General features: G+C 66.8%; 19 protein-coding genes and 1 tRNA gene. 5 read left to right on the forward strand and 15 right to left on the reverse strand.

Annotated elements, in window-relative coordinates; translation table 11 throughout:
• Window positions 1–46: 46 nt before the first annotated feature.
• The 8 genes from WBN46_RS16900 to WBN46_RS16935 form a co-directional block, all read right to left on the reverse strand.
• Entirely contained in the window at window positions 47–1,474 is a 1,428-nt protein-coding gene (locus tag WBN46_RS16900; protein ID WP_337732595.1) for a dihydrolipoyllysine-residue acetyltransferase, read from the reverse strand.
• Between the two features lie 207 nt (window positions 1,475–1,681).
• Window positions 1,682–2,203 carry a DNA-deoxyinosine glycosylase gene (locus WBN46_RS16905; RefSeq protein WP_337732596.1) on the reverse strand — a complete coding sequence of 174 codons (522 nt, stop codon included), beginning with the start codon at window positions 2,201–2,203 and terminating at the stop codon, window positions 1,682–1,684.
• Between the two features lie 3 nt (window positions 2,204–2,206).
• Window positions 2,207–2,662, reverse strand: a complete 456-nt coding sequence (locus WBN46_RS16910) for a DMT family transporter (protein WP_192202921.1) — start codon at window positions 2,660–2,662, stop codon at window positions 2,207–2,209.
• A gap of 76 nt (window positions 2,663–2,738) precedes the next feature.
• A complete protein-coding gene (locus WBN46_RS16915) occupies window positions 2,739–3,980 on the reverse strand; it encodes an MFS transporter (RefSeq protein ID WP_337732597.1) in 1,242 nt (413 codons plus the stop codon).
• A gap of 171 nt (window positions 3,981–4,151) precedes the next feature.
• Window positions 4,152–6,554, reverse strand: coding sequence for a TonB-dependent receptor (locus tag WBN46_RS16920; protein ID WP_337732598.1), 2,403 nt, complete (start codon window positions 6,552–6,554; stop codon window positions 4,152–4,154).
• A 74-nt stretch (window positions 6,555–6,628) separates the two neighbouring features.
• The gene (gene pgmB / locus WBN46_RS16925; RefSeq protein ID WP_337732599.1) at window positions 6,629–9,607 is read right to left on the reverse strand and encodes a beta-phosphoglucomutase; all 2,979 of its coding nucleotides are present in this window, start codon (window positions 9,605–9,607) and stop codon (window positions 6,629–6,631) included.
• A gap of 276 nt (window positions 9,608–9,883) precedes the next feature.
• Complete coding sequence (locus WBN46_RS16930) at window positions 9,884–10,918, reverse strand: LacI family DNA-binding transcriptional regulator (protein ID WP_337732600.1); 1,035 nt, start codon at window positions 10,916–10,918, stop codon at window positions 9,884–9,886.
• Between the two features lie 5 nt (window positions 10,919–10,923).
• Window positions 10,924–11,373 carry a DUF1801 domain-containing protein gene (locus WBN46_RS16935; RefSeq protein WP_337732601.1) on the reverse strand — a complete coding sequence of 150 codons (450 nt, stop codon included), beginning with the start codon at window positions 11,371–11,373 and terminating at the stop codon, window positions 10,924–10,926.
• Between the two features lie 323 nt (window positions 11,374–11,696).
• Here WBN46_RS16935 and WBN46_RS16940 point away from each other — a divergent pair, with 323 nt between their 5' ends.
• Window positions 11,697–12,332, forward strand: a complete 636-nt coding sequence (locus WBN46_RS16940) for an OmpW family outer membrane protein (protein ID WP_337732602.1) — start codon at window positions 11,697–11,699, stop codon at window positions 12,330–12,332.
• 70 nt (window positions 12,333–12,402) lie between these two features.
• Here the strand turns inward: WBN46_RS16940 and WBN46_RS16945 are convergent, their stop codons facing one another.
• Together WBN46_RS16945 and WBN46_RS16950 are read right to left on the reverse strand one after the other, a co-directional pair.
• Window positions 12,403–12,960 carry a DUF1453 domain-containing protein gene (locus WBN46_RS16945; RefSeq protein ID WP_337732603.1) on the reverse strand — a complete coding sequence of 186 codons (558 nt, stop codon included), beginning with the start codon at window positions 12,958–12,960 and terminating at the stop codon, window positions 12,403–12,405.
• Window positions 12,961–12,984: 24 nt separating this feature from the next.
• Window positions 12,985–13,869, reverse strand: coding sequence for a DMT family transporter (locus WBN46_RS16950; protein WP_337732604.1), 885 nt, complete (start codon window positions 13,867–13,869; stop codon window positions 12,985–12,987).
• A 78-nt stretch (window positions 13,870–13,947) separates the two neighbouring features.
• Here WBN46_RS16950 and WBN46_RS16955 point away from each other — a divergent pair, with 78 nt between their 5' ends.
• Window positions 13,948–14,430 carry a YajQ family cyclic di-GMP-binding protein gene (locus tag WBN46_RS16955; RefSeq protein ID WP_192202915.1) on the forward strand — a complete coding sequence of 161 codons (483 nt, stop codon included), beginning with the start codon at window positions 13,948–13,950 and terminating at the stop codon, window positions 14,428–14,430.
• 10 nt (window positions 14,431–14,440) lie between these two features.
• The gene (locus WBN46_RS16960; RefSeq protein ID WP_337732766.1) at window positions 14,441–14,986 is read left to right on the forward strand and encodes a DUF1415 domain-containing protein; all 546 of its coding nucleotides are present in this window, start codon (window positions 14,441–14,443) and stop codon (window positions 14,984–14,986) included.
• Between the two features lie 78 nt (window positions 14,987–15,064).
• Here WBN46_RS16960 and WBN46_RS16965 read toward each other — a convergent pair whose 3' ends face one another.
• The 5 genes from WBN46_RS16965 to WBN46_RS16985 form a co-directional block, all read right to left on the reverse strand.
• Complete coding sequence (locus WBN46_RS16965; protein ID WP_337732605.1) at window positions 15,065–15,487, reverse strand: transposase; 423 nt, start codon at window positions 15,485–15,487, stop codon at window positions 15,065–15,067.
• A 155-nt stretch (window positions 15,488–15,642) separates the two neighbouring features.
• Entirely contained in the window at window positions 15,643–16,329 is a 687-nt protein-coding gene (locus tag WBN46_RS16970; protein WP_337732606.1) for an HAD family phosphatase, read from the reverse strand.
• Window positions 16,326–17,033 (reverse strand): pseudouridine synthase, encoded by a 708-nt coding sequence (locus WBN46_RS16975; RefSeq protein ID WP_337732607.1) that lies wholly within the window; start codon window positions 17,031–17,033, stop codon window positions 16,326–16,328. Before WBN46_RS16975 ends, WBN46_RS16970 begins: the two co-directional genes overlap by 4 nt.
• A gap of 4 nt (window positions 17,034–17,037) precedes the next feature.
• Entirely contained in the window at window positions 17,038–18,051 is a 1,014-nt protein-coding gene (locus WBN46_RS16980) for a class I SAM-dependent methyltransferase (protein ID WP_337732767.1), read from the reverse strand.
• Between the two features lie 72 nt (window positions 18,052–18,123).
• Window positions 18,124–18,291, reverse strand: a complete 168-nt coding sequence (locus WBN46_RS16985; RefSeq protein WP_337732608.1) for a hypothetical protein — start codon at window positions 18,289–18,291, stop codon at window positions 18,124–18,126.
• Between WBN46_RS16985 and WBN46_RS16990 the strand changes: the two genes are divergently transcribed.
• Window positions 18,290–18,415, forward strand: coding sequence for a hypothetical protein (locus WBN46_RS16990; RefSeq protein WP_255431495.1), 126 nt, complete (start codon window positions 18,290–18,292; stop codon window positions 18,413–18,415). The genes WBN46_RS16985 and WBN46_RS16990 overlap by 2 nt on opposite strands.
• Before the next feature lie 431 nt (window positions 18,416–18,846).
• Window positions 18,847–18,917: transfer RNA gene (locus WBN46_RS16995), tRNA-Ser, on the forward strand.
• Window positions 18,918–18,987: the final 70 nt, after the last annotated feature.

The following is an 18,987-nucleotide window of genomic DNA, read 5'->3' on the forward strand; positions in this document are numbered from 1 at the left end:
CACCGTGGCTTGGTCGGATCGGTGGGCCGGGGCCCACCCTACGGACTCACAGGAGTACGCGGCGCATGTCGCCCAGCAGCTGCGCCAGATACGCGGTGAAGCGCGCCGCGGCGGCGCCGTCGATCACGCGGTGGTCGTAGCTCAGCGACAGCGGCAGCATCAGGCGTGGCTGGAACTGCTTGCCGTCCCAGACCGGCTGGATCGACGACTTGGACACGCCGAGGATGGCGACTTCCGGCGCATTGACGATGGGCGTGAACGCCACGCCGCCGATGCCGCCCAGCGAGGAGATCGAGAAGCAGCCGCCCGACATCTCGGCCGGGCCCAGCTTGCCTTCGCGCGCCTTCTTGGCCAGCTCGCCGCTTTCCTGCGCGATCTCGTTGACACCCTTCTTGTCGACGTCGCGGATCACCGGCACGACCAGACCGTTCGGCGTGTCGGCGGCGAAGCCGACGTGGAAATACTTCTTCAGCGTGAGGTTCTCGCCGCTGGCATCGAGCGAAGCGTTGAAGTCGGGGAATTTCTTCAGCGCCGACACGCTGGCCTTCATCAGGAAGGCGAGCATGGTCAGCTTGATGCCGGCCTTTTCGTTTTCCTTGTTCAGCGCCACGCGCAGCGCTTCCAGGTCGGTGATGTCGGCGTGGTCGTGCTGGGTGACGTGCGGGATCATCGCCCAGTTGCGCGCCAGGTTGGCGCCGGAGATCTTCTTGATGCGCGACAGCGCGACGACCTCGGTCTCGCCGAACTTGCTGAAGTCGACCTTCGGCCACGGCAGCAGATTGAGCCCGCCACCGGCGGCGGCCGGTGCGCCTGCCGCGACGGGGGCCGACACGCCACCTGCCAGCGCGCCCTTGACGTACTTCTGCACGTCTTCCTTGCTGATCCGGCCACCGCGCTCGGTGCCCTTGACCTGGTTGAGGTCCACGCCCAGTTCACGGGCGAACAGGCGCACCGCGGGGCTGGCGTAGGCGACCTTCTCGGGAAGCACGCGATCGGCATTGAATTCGACCGGCGGCGTGCGCGGCGGCGAGGCTTCCGGGTCGATGCCGGGCTTGTCGTCCAGCACACGCGAGGCAGCGGGGGCGACGGCCGGCGCGGCGCGTTCCTGCGCGATCTCGCGCTGGGTGATCTTGTCGGGTGTCGGCGATACCGCGACCGGCTCGACCTTCGCGCCGGTTTCAGCGGTGGCGGTCGGTGCGGGTGCGGCGGCAGGTTTCGCCTCGGCCGCGCCTTCGCTCACTTCGATCAGCGCCACCACCGCGCCTTCGGCGATCTCGTCGCCCAGCTTGACCTTGATCTCCTTCACCACGCCGGAGAAGGCCGACGGTACTTCCATCGTCGCCTTGTCCGATTCCAGCGTGACCAGGCCCTGGTCCTTCTTCACCGTGTCGCCCACGGCGACCAGGATCTCGATCACCGGCACACCGTCGTAGTCACCGATGTCGGGAACCTTGGCTTCCTTGATGTCGGACATGGCGTTACTCCGGTGCGGACTTGAAGAGGGGAACCCCTATTGTGTCCGCAGCGGCGCGATGCGCCAACCATTCCTTCGGACTAATTGCTGTCCACGGCGGGACATTGCGTGCCGGCGCGGAGGAAAACGACTGCGCCACGCGAGCCTGCGGACACAGTGGTATCGCTTTGGTTCGACGTTCGACTCACACGATACGCCGCCGCATTGTCAGGCGGGCATGTGCAGCAATGGCGAGATCGCGGTCCAGGCTTGCTGCAAGGCGTCGTGGCGAATCGCTGCGTTGGCGGGGCTGGTGGATGGCAATGCGAACAGAGCCGGCATGCACGCCTCCGGCAGCTGCGGCTGCACGTGGCGACGGAAGGCCTCCGCCGCCTTTCCCCCGTTGAACGCGATCGCCACGATGCTGCGGTGCGCCACCAGCATCTCCTCCAGTGGATTGGCGACCTCGCTGCCGCGCACGATGGCGGCATCCAGACTGCCGCGTCGCTCGCACTGGCCGATGACATCCCACAATCCCACGCCGGCCTCATGCAGATATCGGAGGCGATGCTCGTACGGGGCGACCGGATCGAATCCGCAGATCGACGCCATCACCGGCCAGAACCGGTTGCGTGGATGGGCGTAGTAGCGCGCGGCCTGCAGCGAGGCGTCGCCGGGCATCGATCCGAGCACGAGTACGCGACAGCCCGCACCCACGCTGGGTGGCAGCCCGGTCAGCAGGCCCGCCACGGATTAGCCGCCCGCCGACTGCCAGGGCTTCACCACCAGCAGCGCGCCGGCGACCACCAGCAGCAGGCCGACGACACGCAGCGCATCCACCGGTTGCCGCGCATGCAGTACCCCGAAGTGGTCCAGCACGACCGAACCCGCCAGTTGTCCCGCCACCACCAGGCAGATCAACGACGCCGCTCCCAGGCGAGGCACCAGCAGGGTGGCCGAGGCAACGAACACCGCCCCGATCATGCCCCCCGTCCATGCCCACCACGGCACTTTGCCCAGCGCGGCAGGCACGAATACCGGCCGGCTGAGCCACCACCACGCCAACAGCACCCCGGTTCCGACCATGAAGGACGCCAACGAGGCGAACACGGGGCCAAAGGTCTGTTTGCCGAGCGACGCGTTGATCAACGCCTGCAGCGGCAGCAGCATGCCGATGAAGAGGGCCAGGGCCACGCCGGTCGCGTTCATGCGTCGTCTCGTCTCGGTAACGGAAGGCGGACACGATACGCGAAGCCACCCGCCACGCGGCGTCAAGGTGCTGACGTCACGCGGGTTGCGGCATGCCTCGCTTCCCCGACACCGCGCGCTGCAGCAGCGCCATCGACACCAGCAACATGGCCATCGGCGCCAGCAGCAGATAGAACGCACGCGACCCGTCGAAATGCGCGAACAACTGGCCGGTGACGTAGGAGCCGGTGGTTCCGCCCAGGGCGGAGAACACCACGATCAGCCCCGTCATCGCTGCATGCCGCGACTTGGGCAGTGCACTGAGCACCACCGAATTGATCGCCGGATAGATCGGCGCCATCAGCAGGCCGATCATCGGGAACACATAGGCAGCCGCGGGCGCGTTCCACCAGGTCATGCCGTCGCGTGCCTGCACATTCGCCGCCAGCGGCAACGCCAGAAGCACCAGCGCTGCCATCGCCGCCACGCAGCCGGACAGTAGCCAGAACCACGGCACGCGCCGCAGCAGCACGCCGCCTCCCAGGCGACCGAGCGCCAGCGACCCGGCGAAGATACTGGCCGCCTGCACGCTGAGCGTGGTGGGCAGGTGCAGGATCTCGCGATTGAACGTCGGCAGCCAGGTATTGATGGCCTGCTCCATCAGCACGTAGAGGAAGGCCGACACCAGGAACACCACCACCAGTGGCATTGCCAGCAGGCGGAACATGTCGATGAAGGATTCCCCCGCCGCATGGCCGTCGCGCGCGGCGCGCTCGTCCAGCGTACTGGTCGCGAGCAGCGCGACCACCGCTGCGCACATCGCCGCAAGCACCCAATAGACATCCAGCCAGACCGGATCGCCCGGCGCATCCGCATTGATGAAGGCCGCGAACAACCAGGCACTGCCGAGGATCCCGACCATGAACCAGCCTTCGACGGTGCTGGTGAGCGCCGCATGCGCCTTCGCGTCGTCGGTCAGCAGGCCGATGCTGGAGTAGACCGACACCTTCACCAGCGCGAACGACACACCGACCGCCGTGAAGAGCAGCTTGGTCGCCCAGAACGCCTGCAGCAGCGGCATCGCGATGCAGGCGGCGGCGACCAGCAGCAGGCCGAGCATCATCGCCCGGCGGTAGCCCACCCTCGGCAGGAACGACGCGACCAGGAACGAGGTGATCGCAATGGGCAGGTCCTTGAACGCCTCCAGCAGGCTGGCATCGGCCTTGGTGATGCCGAACCCCTGGATGGACTGCAGGATCACGGTGCCCACGGAATTCAACAGCATGGCGAAGATCATGTAGGTCAGGATCATTGCCAGGATCATGCGGGTGCGTGTCATGGGCGGTACCGGTAAGCGCAAGCGCCTCCTGGCCGCCTGGCCCGGAGTGCGCGGAGGGAGGTCGCGTGGTCACGCCACGCGGCACCCGGCGGGAAACAGTATCCACCGCCGCGCCGGGGAGAGACGGCGCGGCGGTGGAGGACGGCCCGCATCATGGCGGGCCCCGATGCCTCACCAACGATAGGCGACGGAGGCCTGGTACGACGTGCCTTCCAGCGGGCGACCCATGAACACGCCGCCACTGGTCGCATTGCCCAGCACGCGTGCATTGCCCTCGGTCAGCGCGATCTCGTCGGTCACGTTGCGGCCCGAGAAGGTGAACTCCCAGTTCTCGCCCACGTGTGCGCTGGCCCCGATGTCCCAGGTGTCGTATTCGGGAAGCACCTGGCCATTGGCGGGATCGGAGTAGCGGTCACCGACATGCGTATAGGTGGTGAACACCTTCAGGTCGCCCCACGGCATGGACCAGTAGTAGCTGGGCGTCAGCCGCGCGCGGAACTTCGGCTGGCGTACCACCTGGTTGCCATCGTAGGTGGCGAAGTCGCCGTACTTGGCACGCAGCCAGGTCGCATTCCACGCCAGCTCGAAGCCGCCCGCCGGACGCCACGCACCTTCGAACTCCAGGCCGCGCGCCTTCGAGTCGCCGATGATGACGACGTTGTTGCCGTTGTTGTCGAACGCCTGGTAGCGCAGGCCGGTGAAGTCGTTGTAGAACGCGGTGAGGTACATCTCGTACGTCTCGCCGCCGGCCTTCAGGCCCAACTCGTACTGGTCGATCTCGGTCTTGTTGTTGGCGCCGTCGCGCAGGTTGTCGAACTGCGGGAAGGTGAAGCCCGAGTTGACGCGACCGAACAGGCTGACGCTGTCGTTAAGCGTGTAGTTCAAGCCGGCCGTCCAGGACACGTCGCTGTCGTTCTGGTCGATGCTGCGTGGCGTGGTCGAGACCGAAGTGTTGTTGTCGTACAGCGTGTTCGGATTGCCGTCCAGGTCGACCGTGACCGGATCCCACACCGTGCCGTTCACTTCCTGCCGCTCGTAGCGCACGCCGGCATCCAGGCGGATGCGGTCGTTGACGGTCCATTCGTCGGCGATGAAGAAGGCCGCGTTCTGGCCGTCGTAGTCGCCGCGGATGTTGTAGAACGCCGTGCCCACGAAGCCGTCACGCGTCGCCACCTGCCCGTTGGACAGCGCCAGGTTCACGCGGCGCGCGTTGTCCTGCGCAGTCAGTAGCATGTTGTTGCCCAGCCACCAACGGTCCTTGGACGAGTAGTCCGCGTAGTACACGCCGAACGTCAGCGCATTGCTGTCGGTCAGATCGACGCTGAAACGCAGGTCGTTGGTGAACGAGCTGATCTCCTTCTCCACCACCCAGAAGCCTGCGGTCAGCACCTGCTGGTTCGGATCCACCGTGCCGCCGCCATTGACGAAGGTGCCGGTGCCGGTGACGCCCGCCCCGTAGGTGTCGGTGATGTAGGACGACAGGGTCTGCGGGTTGGCACCGGTGAACAGCGCGTAGGTCGGCGCGTCGCCCTTGAGGTAGTTGAACTTGTCGCTGATGGTCCAGTTGCCGACGTACCAGTCCAAGGAGCCGCCGAACACGTCGATGTCCACGCCCCGGCCATCGGCCAGGTCGCGGGTCATCGTCTGGTTGCCGACGCCGGTGGGCAGCGTTACCCGGCGGAAGTCGTCACCGACCAGCGTGCCGGTGGTGGCGTCCAGGCCCGGGAAGCTGGAAATGTCCTTGCCGTTGTTGCGCGAAACCAGCGGCACCGCCGTATAGAAGGTGTTCTGGTCGTCGGTATGACGCGCATAGAGGTTGAACTCGCCTTCGGCCCAGCGCTTGGTCAGCGTGGCGCTCAGCTGGCCACCCTTTTCCACGGGGAAGCCTGTCTGGCGCACGCCGTCGGTCTCGCGGTAGAAGCCGCCCACACTGTAGTACCAGCCGCTGTCCGCGCTCAGCGGACCACCGCTGTAGAAGTCGACCCGGCGCAGACTGTCGGTACCCAGCGTCAGGCGCACGCTGCCCTCCGGCGTGTCCTCGCCCTTCTTCTGGATGAAGTTGACCGTCACGCCGGGCTGCCCGTTCGAGTAGATCGGGCTGGGACCGCCGCGCAGGCCTTCGACGCGCGCGATGGTGTCGTCGATGCGGAACAGCGTGGTGTTTTCGAGGAACGACAGCGTCGGCGGCGGGAAGATCGGCGAGCCGTCCAGCTGCAGGGTGAAGAACGGTGCGTCGCCCTCGGACGGCATGCCGCGCACGAAGACGTTGGCGCCGGTGCCGCCACCGCTGGCCTCGGCCCAGACGCCCGGCACGATCTTCAGCAGGTCGGCAGTGCTGGTGGGCGCGGTTTCCTGGATCTGCTCCGGCGTGGCCGTGCTGATCGAGAAGCTGGCGTCGCGTTTGCGCAGGCCCTTGAACTTGGCCGTACCGCTGACGATGACGGCGTCGAGTGTCGTCGCCTCGTCGTTAGCGGGCGCCGGGGCGGCTTCCTGGGCGCCCGCCAGTACCGGCGCGAGCGCCAGCGCGATGGCGGCCGACAGGGCGTAGCGCATCGGGTGCTTGGTGTGTTGCATGGTCTCTCCCTCCACGTAGTGCGTTTGTTGTTGTAGTGACAGGCTGCCGCCGCGGCTTCTGTGGCCGTGTGCGGTCAAGGCGAAACGAACGTCCTCAGGTCGAACTTGGCGATGCGGGGAATCACGGCATCGGCGTGGCGCAGCGCGCGGGCGTCGCCGATGCCCACGGCGGCCATGCCGGCGGCATGGATGGCCTCGATGCCGGCGGCGGCGTCTTCCACCCCGATGCACAGGTGCGCGGGCACGCCGAGTGCGGCGGCCACGTCCAGGAAGATGGCCGGGTCCGGTTTGGCGCGCGCGATGCGGCCGGCATCGGCGATGTAGTCGAAGCAGTCGGCGATGCCCAGCTTGTCCAGCAGCGCAGGCGCGTTGCGGCTGGCGGACGCCAGCCCGAGCTTCAGGCCCGCCGCACGCGCGGCATCCAGCACCTCGCGCACACCGTCGAACAGATCCTGCGGACCCACGCTGGCGATTTCCTGCACGTAGTAACCGTTCTTGGTATCGGCCAGCGCGCGCTTCTCGTCTGCGCTGTAGGCGCGTGATGCGCGCTCCAGGATGATCTCCAGCGAAGCCATCCGGTCCACACCCTTGAGCCGCTCGTTCACCAGCAGATCGAATGGGACGTCGATTTCGTCGGCCAGCCGTTTCCATGCCCGGTAGTGCGTATGCGCGGTGTCGGTCAGTACGCCGTCCAGGTCGAAGACCAAGGCACGGCAGGCACGCGGGAACACGGCTTTCGGCGGCGACGGCACGGCAAGCGGCAACACGGTTTCCCGTCCCGGCTTCAGCACCACTTCGCTCCCGGCATGGGCGAAGGCGAGCAGGTCACCCTCGTCCAGCCGATAGCGCACGCCCCGCACATCCACGTCCACCCGCAGTGCGCAACCGCGCCAACGCAGGTTGAAACCGTAGCCCTTCCAGGCGGTGGGCAGCGTCGGCGCGAACTGCAGGCGACCGCCCACGATGCGCAGCCCGCCGAAGCCCTGCACCAGCCCCAGCCAGCTGCCCGCCATCGCCGCCATGTGCACGCCGTGGTCGGTGTTGCCATGCAGGTCATCCAGGTCCACGCGCAGACTGGCGTCGAAATAGCGCCATGCCTTTTCGTCGTGCCCGACCTCGCTGGCGAGGATGCCGTACACGGGCGCCGACAGCGTGGAGTCATGGGTAGTGACCGCTTCGTAGTAGTCGAAGTCGCGACGCTTCGCACCCAGCGCGATACCGTCACCGGCCAGCACCATCGCCATCACCACGTCGGCCTGCTTGCAGACCTGGTGGCGGTACAGCGTCAGCGGGTGGTAGTCGAGCAGCAGCGGGCGATGCGGCCCTTCGCGCTTCGGAAACGGCCAACGCGGCTTGCCGAGGAAATCGTCGTCCTGCGGATGGATGCCCAATGCGTCGTCGACCGGCAGGTACATCGCCTCGGCGGCACGCTGCCACAGCGCGACTTCGTCGGCGTCCAGCCCGATGCGTGAGGCGAGTTCCGCCAGCGCAGCGGGCCGCGCGGCCGACAGCCGCGCCCAGGCCTGGACCGCACGCAGCAGGTGCCGCTGCGCCATGCGGTTGGTGTACCAGTTGTTGTTGACCAGCGTGGTGTATTCGTCCGGGCCCGTCACTTCGTGGATGCAGAACGCACCGTCGAGCCGCGGATTGAAGTGGCCCGCCTGCGGCCAGATCCGCGCGGTCTCGAAAAGAATCTCGGCGCCAGCCTCGCTGAGGAAGTCGAGATCATCGCTGGCGTCGAGATAAAGCCCGATCCCGTACGCGATGGCGGCGTTGATATGGTACGCCGCCGAACCGCTGGGATAGTGCGCGGAACATTCGCGGCCGGCGATGGTGCGCCAGGGGTACAGCGCGCCGCGCGGATGGTTCATCGCACGCGCGGTGTCGCGTGCTCCATCCAGTGTGCGGAAGCGGTACATCAGCATGGCGCGTGCCACGTCGGGCGCCGTCAATGCCATCACAGGCAGCACGAAGGCCTCGGTGTCCCAGAAGCAGTGGCCCTCATAGCCTTCGCCGGTGATGCCCTTGGCCGCCGTGCCGTTGATGCCGTCGCGACCGGCCGATTGCAGCAGGTGGAACAGGTTGAAGCGCAGCGCCAGTTCGGCCGCCGGATCGCCCTCCACCGAAATGCCGGCGCGTTGCCAGAACGCCTGCAAAGTCTCCGCCTGTGCGCGGGCGATCGCATCGAAGCCCGCGGCCTGCGCACGCGCCAGCACTGCCTGCACGCCATCGCGCACGGTACCGTTGCCATCGTCGTAAGCGACGAACTTCTCGACGACCACCGACGCGCCCGGCGCGAGTACGGCCTCGAAGCACTGCTCGACGCGCCCTTCGCCGGCATCCGCTGAAGCGAACGCGACCCCTTGCGACAACCGGTGATGCTGGGCACAGACCAGCGTGATTCCGCTGTGGTGCGTGCGCTGGGTGAGCCATGCACCGCCGGCACCGGCATGTTCGTCGAACACGTCCATCGCCTCGCCACCGGCCACGCCGATGCGGGGATCGTCGCCCTGTTCGATCGCCTGGCGCCCGGTTTCGATCGACGAACGCAAGGTCAACGGACCGGCATAGTCGATCGAGGCGACTTCGAAGCGGATCGCCAGCAGCGCGCGCTCGGCCAGCGGCACCACGCGCTGCGCACGGATCTCCAGTGTGTGGCCCTGCGGCGTCTTCAGCCTGAGGCGGCGGTCCAGCGTGCCCGCAGCCAGGTCCAGGGTGCGTTCGAAGTCCAGCCACGCCGCTTCCTCAACCCGCAGCGGCGCATCGCCCAGCTGCAGCCGGATGTGCTTGCCTTCTGCCACCGGCACGCGCGTGTCGGTGCTGCGCGTGAAGCCCGGGAAACGTTCGTGGTAGTGGATCGGGTTCTGCTCGAACACGCTCGACAGGAAACTGCCGTCGCTGACGCTGTCGCCTTCCTCGAGGGCGCCGCGCACGCCGAGCGTGCCGTTGGCCAGCGCGAACAAGGTCTCGTCACGGGCGGCACGCGCCGCATCGAAGCCCCGCTGGGTCAGTCGCCACGGATCGGGCCGCATCTCGTCGGCGCCCGCGTCCATTCCTGTTGCATTGCTTTGCCTCTGTTCCACCGACATCCCCGCTCTGGCCTGGCGCATCCCGCAGTGGCACCACGGGCGGAGGCACGCTAGGAGCCGTTGTTATCGATGTCAAGTTATCGATGTCAGAGCAACGCTACAGTGACTTGAAACGTCGCAGCCCGGAGGGCAATTCCGGGAAAACAACATGCTTTTTCAATGGCTTGCAGGCGATACCACCCAAGGCGACCGACGAAAATGTCCACCGGGTGGCCGCTGCGATGCAGCAGCGGCATGCGCTCAGGTCGCGCGTACCACCAGGTGCGTGGGCAGAGTCTCGGAGGCGGTCGCTTCGCCCTCGATCAGGGTGCGGACCTTGCGCGCCAGCAGCACGCCGGCATCGATGAAGTTCTGATGCACGGACGTCAGTGGCGGTACGTAGGTGGCACCCAAGGGCGTGTCGTCGTAACCGATCACCGACACGTCCTCCGGCACGCGGCGGCCGCGCTCGATCAGCGCGCGGATCGCACCGATGGCGAGCAGGTCGCTGGCGGCGAACAGCGCATCGACCTGGGGGTGCTCCTGCAGCAAGGCGTGCACGGCGTCCGCGCCTGCCCCCACGGTGAAACTGGCGACGGTGGGCGTCAATGGCGTGATGCCATGCCGTGCCAGCGCTGCGGTGAAGCCTTCGAGGCGCTCGGCGAACTCACCGTGCGCGGGATCGCCGAGGAACGCAGGTCGGCGGCGGCCGAGTGCGATGAAGCGCTCCGCCGCCAGCGCTCCGCCGCGACGGTTGTCGCTGCCGACGACCACTTGCGACTCATGCCGGCTGACCGCCCCCCAGACCACCATGGGCCGGCCCCAGCGCTGCACCGTGTGCATCGCATCCTCGTGCGCGCCCTGGCCCAGCAGGATCACGCCATCGGCGGCCTGCACGTTCGGCAACGCGCCCCCTTGCAGCGAGGTCAGCAGCACGCTGTAACCGGTCGATGTGAGTTCCTGGGTGATGCCGCCCAGCAGGTCGAGCGGATAGGGCCCCGACATCTGCCTTTCCACGGTGGGCTTCATCTCCACCACCACGGCCACGGTCATGCTGCGGCGGAGCTTGAGGTTGCGTGCGCTCACGTTGAACGCATAGCCATACTGCTGCGCGACCTGGCGCACGCGTTCGCGGGTCTCGGCGTTGACCAGCGGGCTGTCGCGCAATGCGCGCGAGACGGTGATGGCGGAAACACCTGCCACCTTCGCCAGGTCCGCCATCGTCAGGTGGCCGCCCGGTTCCGGCAGGTCCGTCCTGGCGCGTCCGGTGCGCGGCTTGCGTTTGGCAGGGGGCATGCGGGTCACTTCCGGGCGCGGCTGGCTTCGTATTGTGCAATATGCGCGTCCACCGGCGTGGACGCGATCACCGCGCCGATGGCATCAGGCAACAGCTCATCCCATGTCTTGAAGCGCAGGCAGGACTTGCCCATGTCCAGCTTCCGGCCAGCGGCGGCGTACGCGCCACGCAGGATCGCATCCTGGCTGGAGTCCGCATGGCAGCCCGTCAGGTAAAGCGCGTAGTACTGCTTCTGCGCCGCCAGCGCGACGTACGGCAGCGGCTGCCTGTTGTAGGTCGTCGGATAGCGCGAGAGCGGGATCTCCCAGCTGATCATCCCCCAGCTCATCGTCTCCGCGTAGCCTTCGGGCAGATGGCGATTGACCAGCTCGCGCACCCTTGCCACCACCTGCCGCCGTGCCTCGGGCAGTTCCGCAAGATAGCCCTCGACTGTCTCCGCCTTGCTGCTGACCATGGGCATCGCTCCTCGTGCCTGCGACAGTAGCGCAGCCAGGCGCGCACGTCATTCGGAGTCCACCCGCATCGCGCGCGACAGATCCGGGACAGGCAACGAAAGACTCTCGCCGCTGGACCGGGCGCATGCGCGAGCTCATGGTCAGCGACATGCACGCACGGTGAAGAATCGCGTTCGATTCCACCCGGTTCGTTATTCGTTCACGTCGAGACGTGGCAGACGTTCATGCGCTGGTGGTTACGGTGCGCTCGCCCTGATCGCGACGACGCAACCGATGCGCCGCCGCGCAGCGGGGACATAAGAAAACAACAGGAGACACCCGCATGACGTCCATTCGCACCCTCACTATTGCCCTTGCCACCCTGATGGCCGCTCCCGTCGCATTTGCACAGGACGCATCGACGGACGCCCCCTCGTCCTCAACCGGAAAGCGCTTCGCCGTGGTCGGCGGTGCCGCCATCCTCAAGCCCGATCGCGATCCAGCGCCGGGGCTGAAGATCGATGGCGATGTCACGCCGGTCATCAGCGCCAGCTGGTATGCCACCGACAACATCGCGGTGGAGCTGTGGGGCGCCGCCGACAAGTTCAACCACCGGGTCAAGGCCGATGGCCCGGGCAAGATCGGCACCGTCGACCAGCAGCCGATCGCGCTGAGCGGCCAGTACCATTTCGGCACGCCGGACAACGTGATGCGTCCGTTCGTGGGGCTGGGCTATTACGAGTCCAACTTCAGTGACGAGACCATCGGCGGCGATGGCGCGCACGTGGGCCTGGAAACCGCCAAGGGCGCCATCGCAACGGCCGGCATGGACTTCAACATCAACGAGCGCTGGTTCGCGCGTGCGGATGCCCGTTACATGAAGGGCGATGCCGGCGTGCGTGTCGCAGGCCAGGGCACCGGTGAAGAACTGACGATCGACCCCTGGGTCGTGGGCGTGGGTATCGGCGCGCGCTTCTGATCCATTGCTCCAACGCGTCGATGCGGCGGCGGGCCTTCGGGCCCGCCGCCTTTTCATTGGGCGGGACGGATCACCGCGCGACGTGGCCGCGCAGGCGTTGCAAGCGCGTGACGCGCCACTTCACGCCCCAGGCATAAACCAGGTAGTAGCCCAGCAGCAGGCCGGCCACCGCCAGCAGGCTGCCGTGGCCGCTCAACAGCGCATGGGTCGCCGGCACGCCGCCGCTCCGCCAGTACTGCGCCATCTGCACGAATCCCAGCACGATGCGCCCGGCCACGATGGCGACCAGCAGCAACGCCAGCCAGGCATTGGGCTGATAGAACACGCCCTGCGGCGCGACATCCCAGCGCGTGAGCCATACGCCCACCAGGCCGAGCAAGCTGCCGGCAGCCAGTCCCACTCCGGCACCGACCAGGCTGTCCGGCCACCAGAACAGGCCGAACGCGCTGACCGCGATGAAGATCGCCACCGACACCAGCAGGCTCCATGCGTTGAGCGTCAGCAACCAGCTGCGTGCCATGCGGCGCGCTCGGCCGTAGCGGTAACGCTGCCACAAGGAGACGGGCAACAGCACCGCCCACAACGCCAGCAGCAGGAAGACGAAAAGCAGGACAAGGACGATGGGCATGCGCGCATCATGCCGCAACGTGCGTCAGGGGTGTTCGGCTTCCACATGGACTTTTTCGCGCCGCAGCAGGTACAGCCCGCTGGCGACGATGATGCCGGCGCCGATCCAGGTGACCCCGTCCGGCAGCACCGACCACAAGGCCACGTCCAGCAGCACGCCCCATACCAGCGCGGTGTACTCCAGCGGCGCGATCAGCGAGGCCTCGCCCCGGCGGAAGGCTTCGGTCAGTGCCACCTGCGCCAGCGAACCGGAGACACCGACGCCCGCGATGATCCAGCCATGCGCGGGCTGCAGCGGCTTCCACGCCGGAAGCGCAAGCAGCCACGCGCCCAGCGACAGCAGGACGACGAACCAGAACACCATCGCCTGCGTGCTGTCGCGCTGCGCCAGCATGCGCACGGTGACCGCACCCAGCGCATAGCAGATCGCGGCCAGCAGGATTGCCAGCCCACCCTGGGTCAGCATGCCCTCGCCGGTGGGTCGCAGGATCACCAGGACTCCCACCAGGCCGATGAAGATCGCCACCCAGCGTGCCGGTCCCACGCGCTCTTTCAGCAACGGACCCGCCATCGCCGTGACCAGCAGCGGCGCGACGAAGGTGATCGCGTACGCCGTGGACAGCGGCATCGTCCGCAAGCCGTAGACGAACCCGCCCATCATCGCGATGCCCAGCACGCCGCGCAGCAGATGCAGCGGCCAGTACACGCGCAGCAACGAGCGCGGCGGCACCGTGGCCAGCACCCACAACGCGACCAGGGGCAGCGAGGAGAGGCCGCGCAACGCAGCGACCTGCAAGGGCGGATAGTGCGCAGAGAGCAGCTTCAGCCCTGCGTCCATCAACGCGAACATCAGGACGGCCGCCAGCATCAGCAGGATGGCGGAAGCGAGGGAGGGGCGGGGCGCGGACATGCGCCATTATCACCGGCCGGCGCTCGGCGGCGAGGGCGGCACGCTAGAATGGCGGCGCATCAGACAGGAAGACCCCCCATGCCCTCTTTCGACGTCGTCTCCGAAGTCAACGCCCACGAACTGACCAACGCCGTGGACCAGGCCAACCGCGAGCTCTCCACCCGCTTCGACTTCAAGGGCGTGGAAGCGAAGTTCGAGCTGGAAGACAAACTCATCACCCAGTCCGCGCCGAGCGACTTCCAGCTCAAGCAGATGACCGACATCCTGCGTGCCCGCCTGATCGCCCGCCAGATCGACGTACGCTGCCTCGAGTTCGGCGACGTGGACACCAACCTGGCCGGCGCGCGCCAGAAGGTCACCGTCAAGCAGGGCATCGAACAGAAGCTGGCGAAGAAGATCGTCTCCACGATCAAGGACGCCAAGCTCAAGGTGGAGGCGCAGATCAACGGCGAGAAGCTGCGTGTGACCGGCAAGAAGCGCGACGACCTGCAGGATGTCATCGCCCTGCTGAAGAAAACCGAGTTCGAGCTGCCGCTGCAGTTCGACAATTTCCGTGACTGACGTTCCGCACATCGCCAGCGGCGTGGCCGACCCCATCGCCACCACCCGCCAATGGGTGGAGCGCGCAGTGATCGGCCTGAACCTGTGCCCGTTCGCGAAAGCGGTGTACGTGAAGCAGCAGGTCCGCTTCGTGCTCAGCGATGCGAGCACCCCGGAGGCACTGCTGGAAGAACTGGCGGAAGAACTGGTGCTGCTGCGGGATGCGGACCCCGAACAGGTCGACACCACGCTGATCATCCATCCCGACGTGCTGACCGACTTCCTCGACTACAACGATTTCCTCGACAACACCGACGCCGCGGTCGAGGCACTGGACCTGCAGGGCGTGATCCAGGTGGCCAGCTTCCACCCGGACTACCAGTTCGCCGGCACCGCCCCGGACGACATCAGCAACTACACCAACCGATCGCCCTACCCCACCCTGCACCTGCTGCGCGAAGCCAGCATCGACCGCGCGGTGGAAGCCTTCCCCGATGCCGACGTCATCGTCGAGCGCAACGTCAAGACGCTGGACTCGCTGGGGCATGCGGGATGGGCGAAGCTGTTCGGGGAGTGAGAGAGGTCTGTCTCTTCTGTAGGAGCGACGCAAGTCGCGACCGCCGACCGTCCGCCCCAGGGCTCCTTCATCGCTTCTCTAGGCCTGGAGCCACACCGCATCCCAGTACGGATAGCTCCCGATCCTGTCGACCAATCCAGCGCGCAATGGATTGGCGACAAGATAGCGCGCGGCGGCCCGCAGGCCGTCATCCGAACGGATCGCACGATCATGGAAGCCAGGCGCCCACACGCGTCGCGGACCTTCAGGCCTGGCCGCCGCGCGTGACGTATTGGTCTTCAGGCGCTGCACGCAGACGGACAGGGATTCCATAGCTCCCAACTCGATCAGCCCATGCCAGTGATCCGGCATGAGTACCCATGCCAACAGCCGGGAGCGATACCAAAGCCGCCTGTCGGTGGCCGCACGCGCGGCATCATGGGCCACGGCGGTATCGGAGAACAGCGGTCGGCGGTCATGCGTGACGAAGGTGACCAGGTAGACCTGTCCTTCCGCTGACATGCGTCCGTGACGCAAATCGGCGTGACCTCCAGTTCGTCGCAGGCAGTCGGCGTTATCCATGCCGGTGAGCATGCAATCACACCAAGGGCCGCCATATCAGGAGACCTCGCGCATTCGAGTGGGAATTTGCCGTGCGGTCGCGACTCACGTCGCTCCTACAAAACCTCTCCAAGCAAACGCTGCTCCAGCAACATGCGTGCATCGTCCAGCGATGGCAGGATGGTGTGCCCAAGCGCACGCACGGCGTCGTCCGGTTCCAGCAGGTCCGGGATCTGGATCGGATGCATGCCGGCGGCAAGTGCGGCGCGCACGCCGGTGGGCGAATCCTCCAGCACCAGGCACCGCCGTGGATCGACGCCGAGCGAGCGTGCCGCGAGCAGATAGACATCGGGCGCAGGCTTGGGATGCTCGACATCGCTGCTGGTGCAGATGGCGTCGAACCGTGGCAGCAGGCCGGCGGCATCCAGCTTGCGCAGCGCCAGCGGACGACGCGTCGACGTGGCGACGGCGCGTGGAATCCTGCGGGAATCGAGGAAATCCAGCATCTCGACGATGCCGGGACGGTGTGGTACGCCCGCCGCGACCACCGCCTCGTAAAGCACGTGCGAACGCTGCAGCACGCGCTCGCGCTGCGCTTCGCCGATGGCTTCGTCCAGCAGGTGGCGGCAGACGGCCTCGCTGTGGCCGACCATCGACAGCCAGAGCACCTCGGGCAGATCGTGGCCAAGCTCGCGCGCGGCTTCCGCCAGGCAACCGATGATCGCGCGTTCGCTGTCCAGCATCAGGCCGTCCATGTCGAAGATCACCGCCTCGGGCACGAACGGCAGGCGTGCAGGACTCACGCGTTTCCCTCGAACAGCTGGCGGAGGTCATCCTCGCCCAGGAGGCGCCACTGCCCAGGCTCCAGGTCGCCCAGCGTCAGTCCCCCGGTGCGACTGCGATGCAGCGCCTCGACATGGTTGCCGACGGCGGCGAACATGCGACGCACCTGGTGGTAACGACCTTCGGTGAGCGTGACCTGCGCATGGCGCGGGTCGATCACGTGCAAGCCGGCCGGTGCCAGCGGCGTCTGCTCCGATTCGAGCATCAACGTGCCACTGGCGAAGACCGCACCTTCGTCGCCGCGCAAATCCTGCGCCAGCGTGACGTCGTAGACCTTGGGCAGGTTGGCCTTCGGCGAGATGATCCGGTGCAGCAGTCCACCGTCGTCGGTGAGCAGCAGCAGGCCGCTGGTCTCGCGGTCGAGTCGCCCCACCGTGGACAGCACCGGCGAGCGATCGCGGAAACGCGACGGGAACAGGTCGTAGACGATGCGGCCGGTGTCCTTGGTCGAGCAGGTGTAGCCGACGGGCTTGTGCAACAGGATCGCCAGCCCCGGCGCAGGATCGAGCGGCTCGCCATCCACGCGGATGTTGTCGTGGTCGACCGGATCATCGGCGTACAGCACCTCGCCCGCGGCGTCGGTGATGCGTCCCTCGCGGAACATCCATTGGACCTGCTTGCGGCTGCCATACCCCAGGTTGGCGATGTGCTTGACGATCTTCATGCGTTCACCGCCTCGCCTTGATGGCGGCAATCACCTTGAAACCGTCACGCTCGCCGGCCACGCGCACGTCGCCGAAGCTGTCGTTCAAGGTCTGCTCGTACGGCAGGTGGCGGTTGGCCACCAGCCACAACCGGCCGCCCGGCTTGAGCGCGGCCGCGGCGGCGGTGATGAAGCGCTGGCCGATATCGGGGCGATCCGCACGGCTCTGCGTGTGGAACGGCGGATTGCTGACGATGAAGTCGTAGCGGCTCGGCAGTCCTGCGGTAACGTCGTGCCAATGGAAACCGAGCGTTGCGGTCGACCCGGTGTCCGCGAGGTTCGCCTTCGCCAACGCCAACGCTCGCGCTTCGGCCTCGTAGAGATCGAGTGCGGTGATACCGGGATTGCGAGCGAGCAAGGCCAGCGAAAGGAATCCCCATCCCGCGCCCAGGTCGGCGCCGTGGCCGGCGATATCGGTCGGCAGGCACTCGACCAGCAACGCAGACGCCGGATCGATGCGGTTCCAGGCGAATACACCGGGACGGCTGAGGTAGCGCCCGCCTTCGATCCGGCGAGGCGCATCGAGCGCCGACCATTGACCCAGCAACGCCTCGTCGGTGCTGTCTCCGAGGGTCCTTGTCCAGAACGTGCGGCAGTGGAATTTTGTCAGCGTTCCCGCGAGGCCTGCGAGTTGCCTCAGATCGGCTTCGCCAGATTTCGCGCCTTCGTTGTTGGTCATCGCGGCGACCACGATGCCGCCCGGTGCGACGCGCTCGACGGCCCGCGCCAGCAGTGCACGCGCTTCTTCGCGCTGGCGTGGTGGAAGCACCAGCACCAGGGGATAGCGCGTGTCGCCCTCAGCGGCATCGGCCACCACCTGAAGTCCCGCACGCTCCAGCAGTTCGGCATCGGGCCGGAAACTCTGTTCGCATACCAGTTGCGCAAGCGGGAACTGGCGCAGTGCAGCGCCATCGCGCGCGCGCAGGAACAACACCGGACCCGCCGGCCAGGCCAGCTGCCCTTGCGCGAACGGCAGCATCAACGCATCCAGCGCGGGATCGGAATATCGGGAGGCCAAGGGAACACCATCAACGGGAAGCAGGGCGCAATTCTACCCGTGCGCACGCGGCGGTTCCGCGTATGCGCGCAGCATGGAAGGAATGCCGCTTGTCGGGCTGGCGATACCGCAGTTAAAAAAATGTTGCACAACGAAAACAACCCGCGTATCGTGCGCGGCCTTCGGCCCCTGCGGCTGTTTTTTCACCAGAATGATTTCCATGAAGCCCGCGCACTCCATCGCCAACACGCTTGACCTGCAGCCATCGCGCTGCGGCCTGCGCGTGCGTGCGTATGCGTTCGATGCCAAGCCCGGCAACGAACCCGCGCGGCATCTGGCCACCTGACATCCGGCTGACTCCCAGGGAGATCGGCCACCCCGATCTCCCGAGGAAACGCGAACGCCCTCGGGTCGCAAGCCCCGGGGGCGTTTTGTTTCCAGCGTTCGCGGAGGATGCGCATGCATCGAGGTTCGTTTCTTTCCATCACGGAAATTCGTTTCCGCCCTGGGGCATCCGGGTAGCGCGCGTGCGCGCCCCGAGGCAGGGGTGCGGCTGCGACCGGCGCCTGTGCGCTGCGTCGTGATGCCCCGACGCGGGCTGCGCGTGGGAAGAACATCAACAAGGGCGCATGGCGCCCGAACGGATTGCCGGTTGGCGACAGCCGGCAATGGGGAGCATCGATCGAACACGCTACAGCGGTACGGGCTAGCGTCCCGTCCGGTGCGCGCGGCGCTGCCGCAGCGTATGCCGAAGCGTGGGAGAAGGTGTTTCTCGATGGCGTTAGCTCGAGTTGGATAGAGCAGCGGGCGCTGCCCGAAGTCGCCGGTTCGATTCCGGCACGCCACCACTGGATAGCTCAGATGGATAGAGCATCGGACAGTTAATCCGAGTGTCGCGGGTTCGACTCCCGCTCCAAC

The organism is Pseudoxanthomonas sp. CCNWLW251 (genome assembly GCF_037402255.1).
Taxonomy (GTDB): domain Bacteria; phylum Pseudomonadota; class Gammaproteobacteria; order Xanthomonadales; family Xanthomonadaceae; genus Pseudoxanthomonas_A.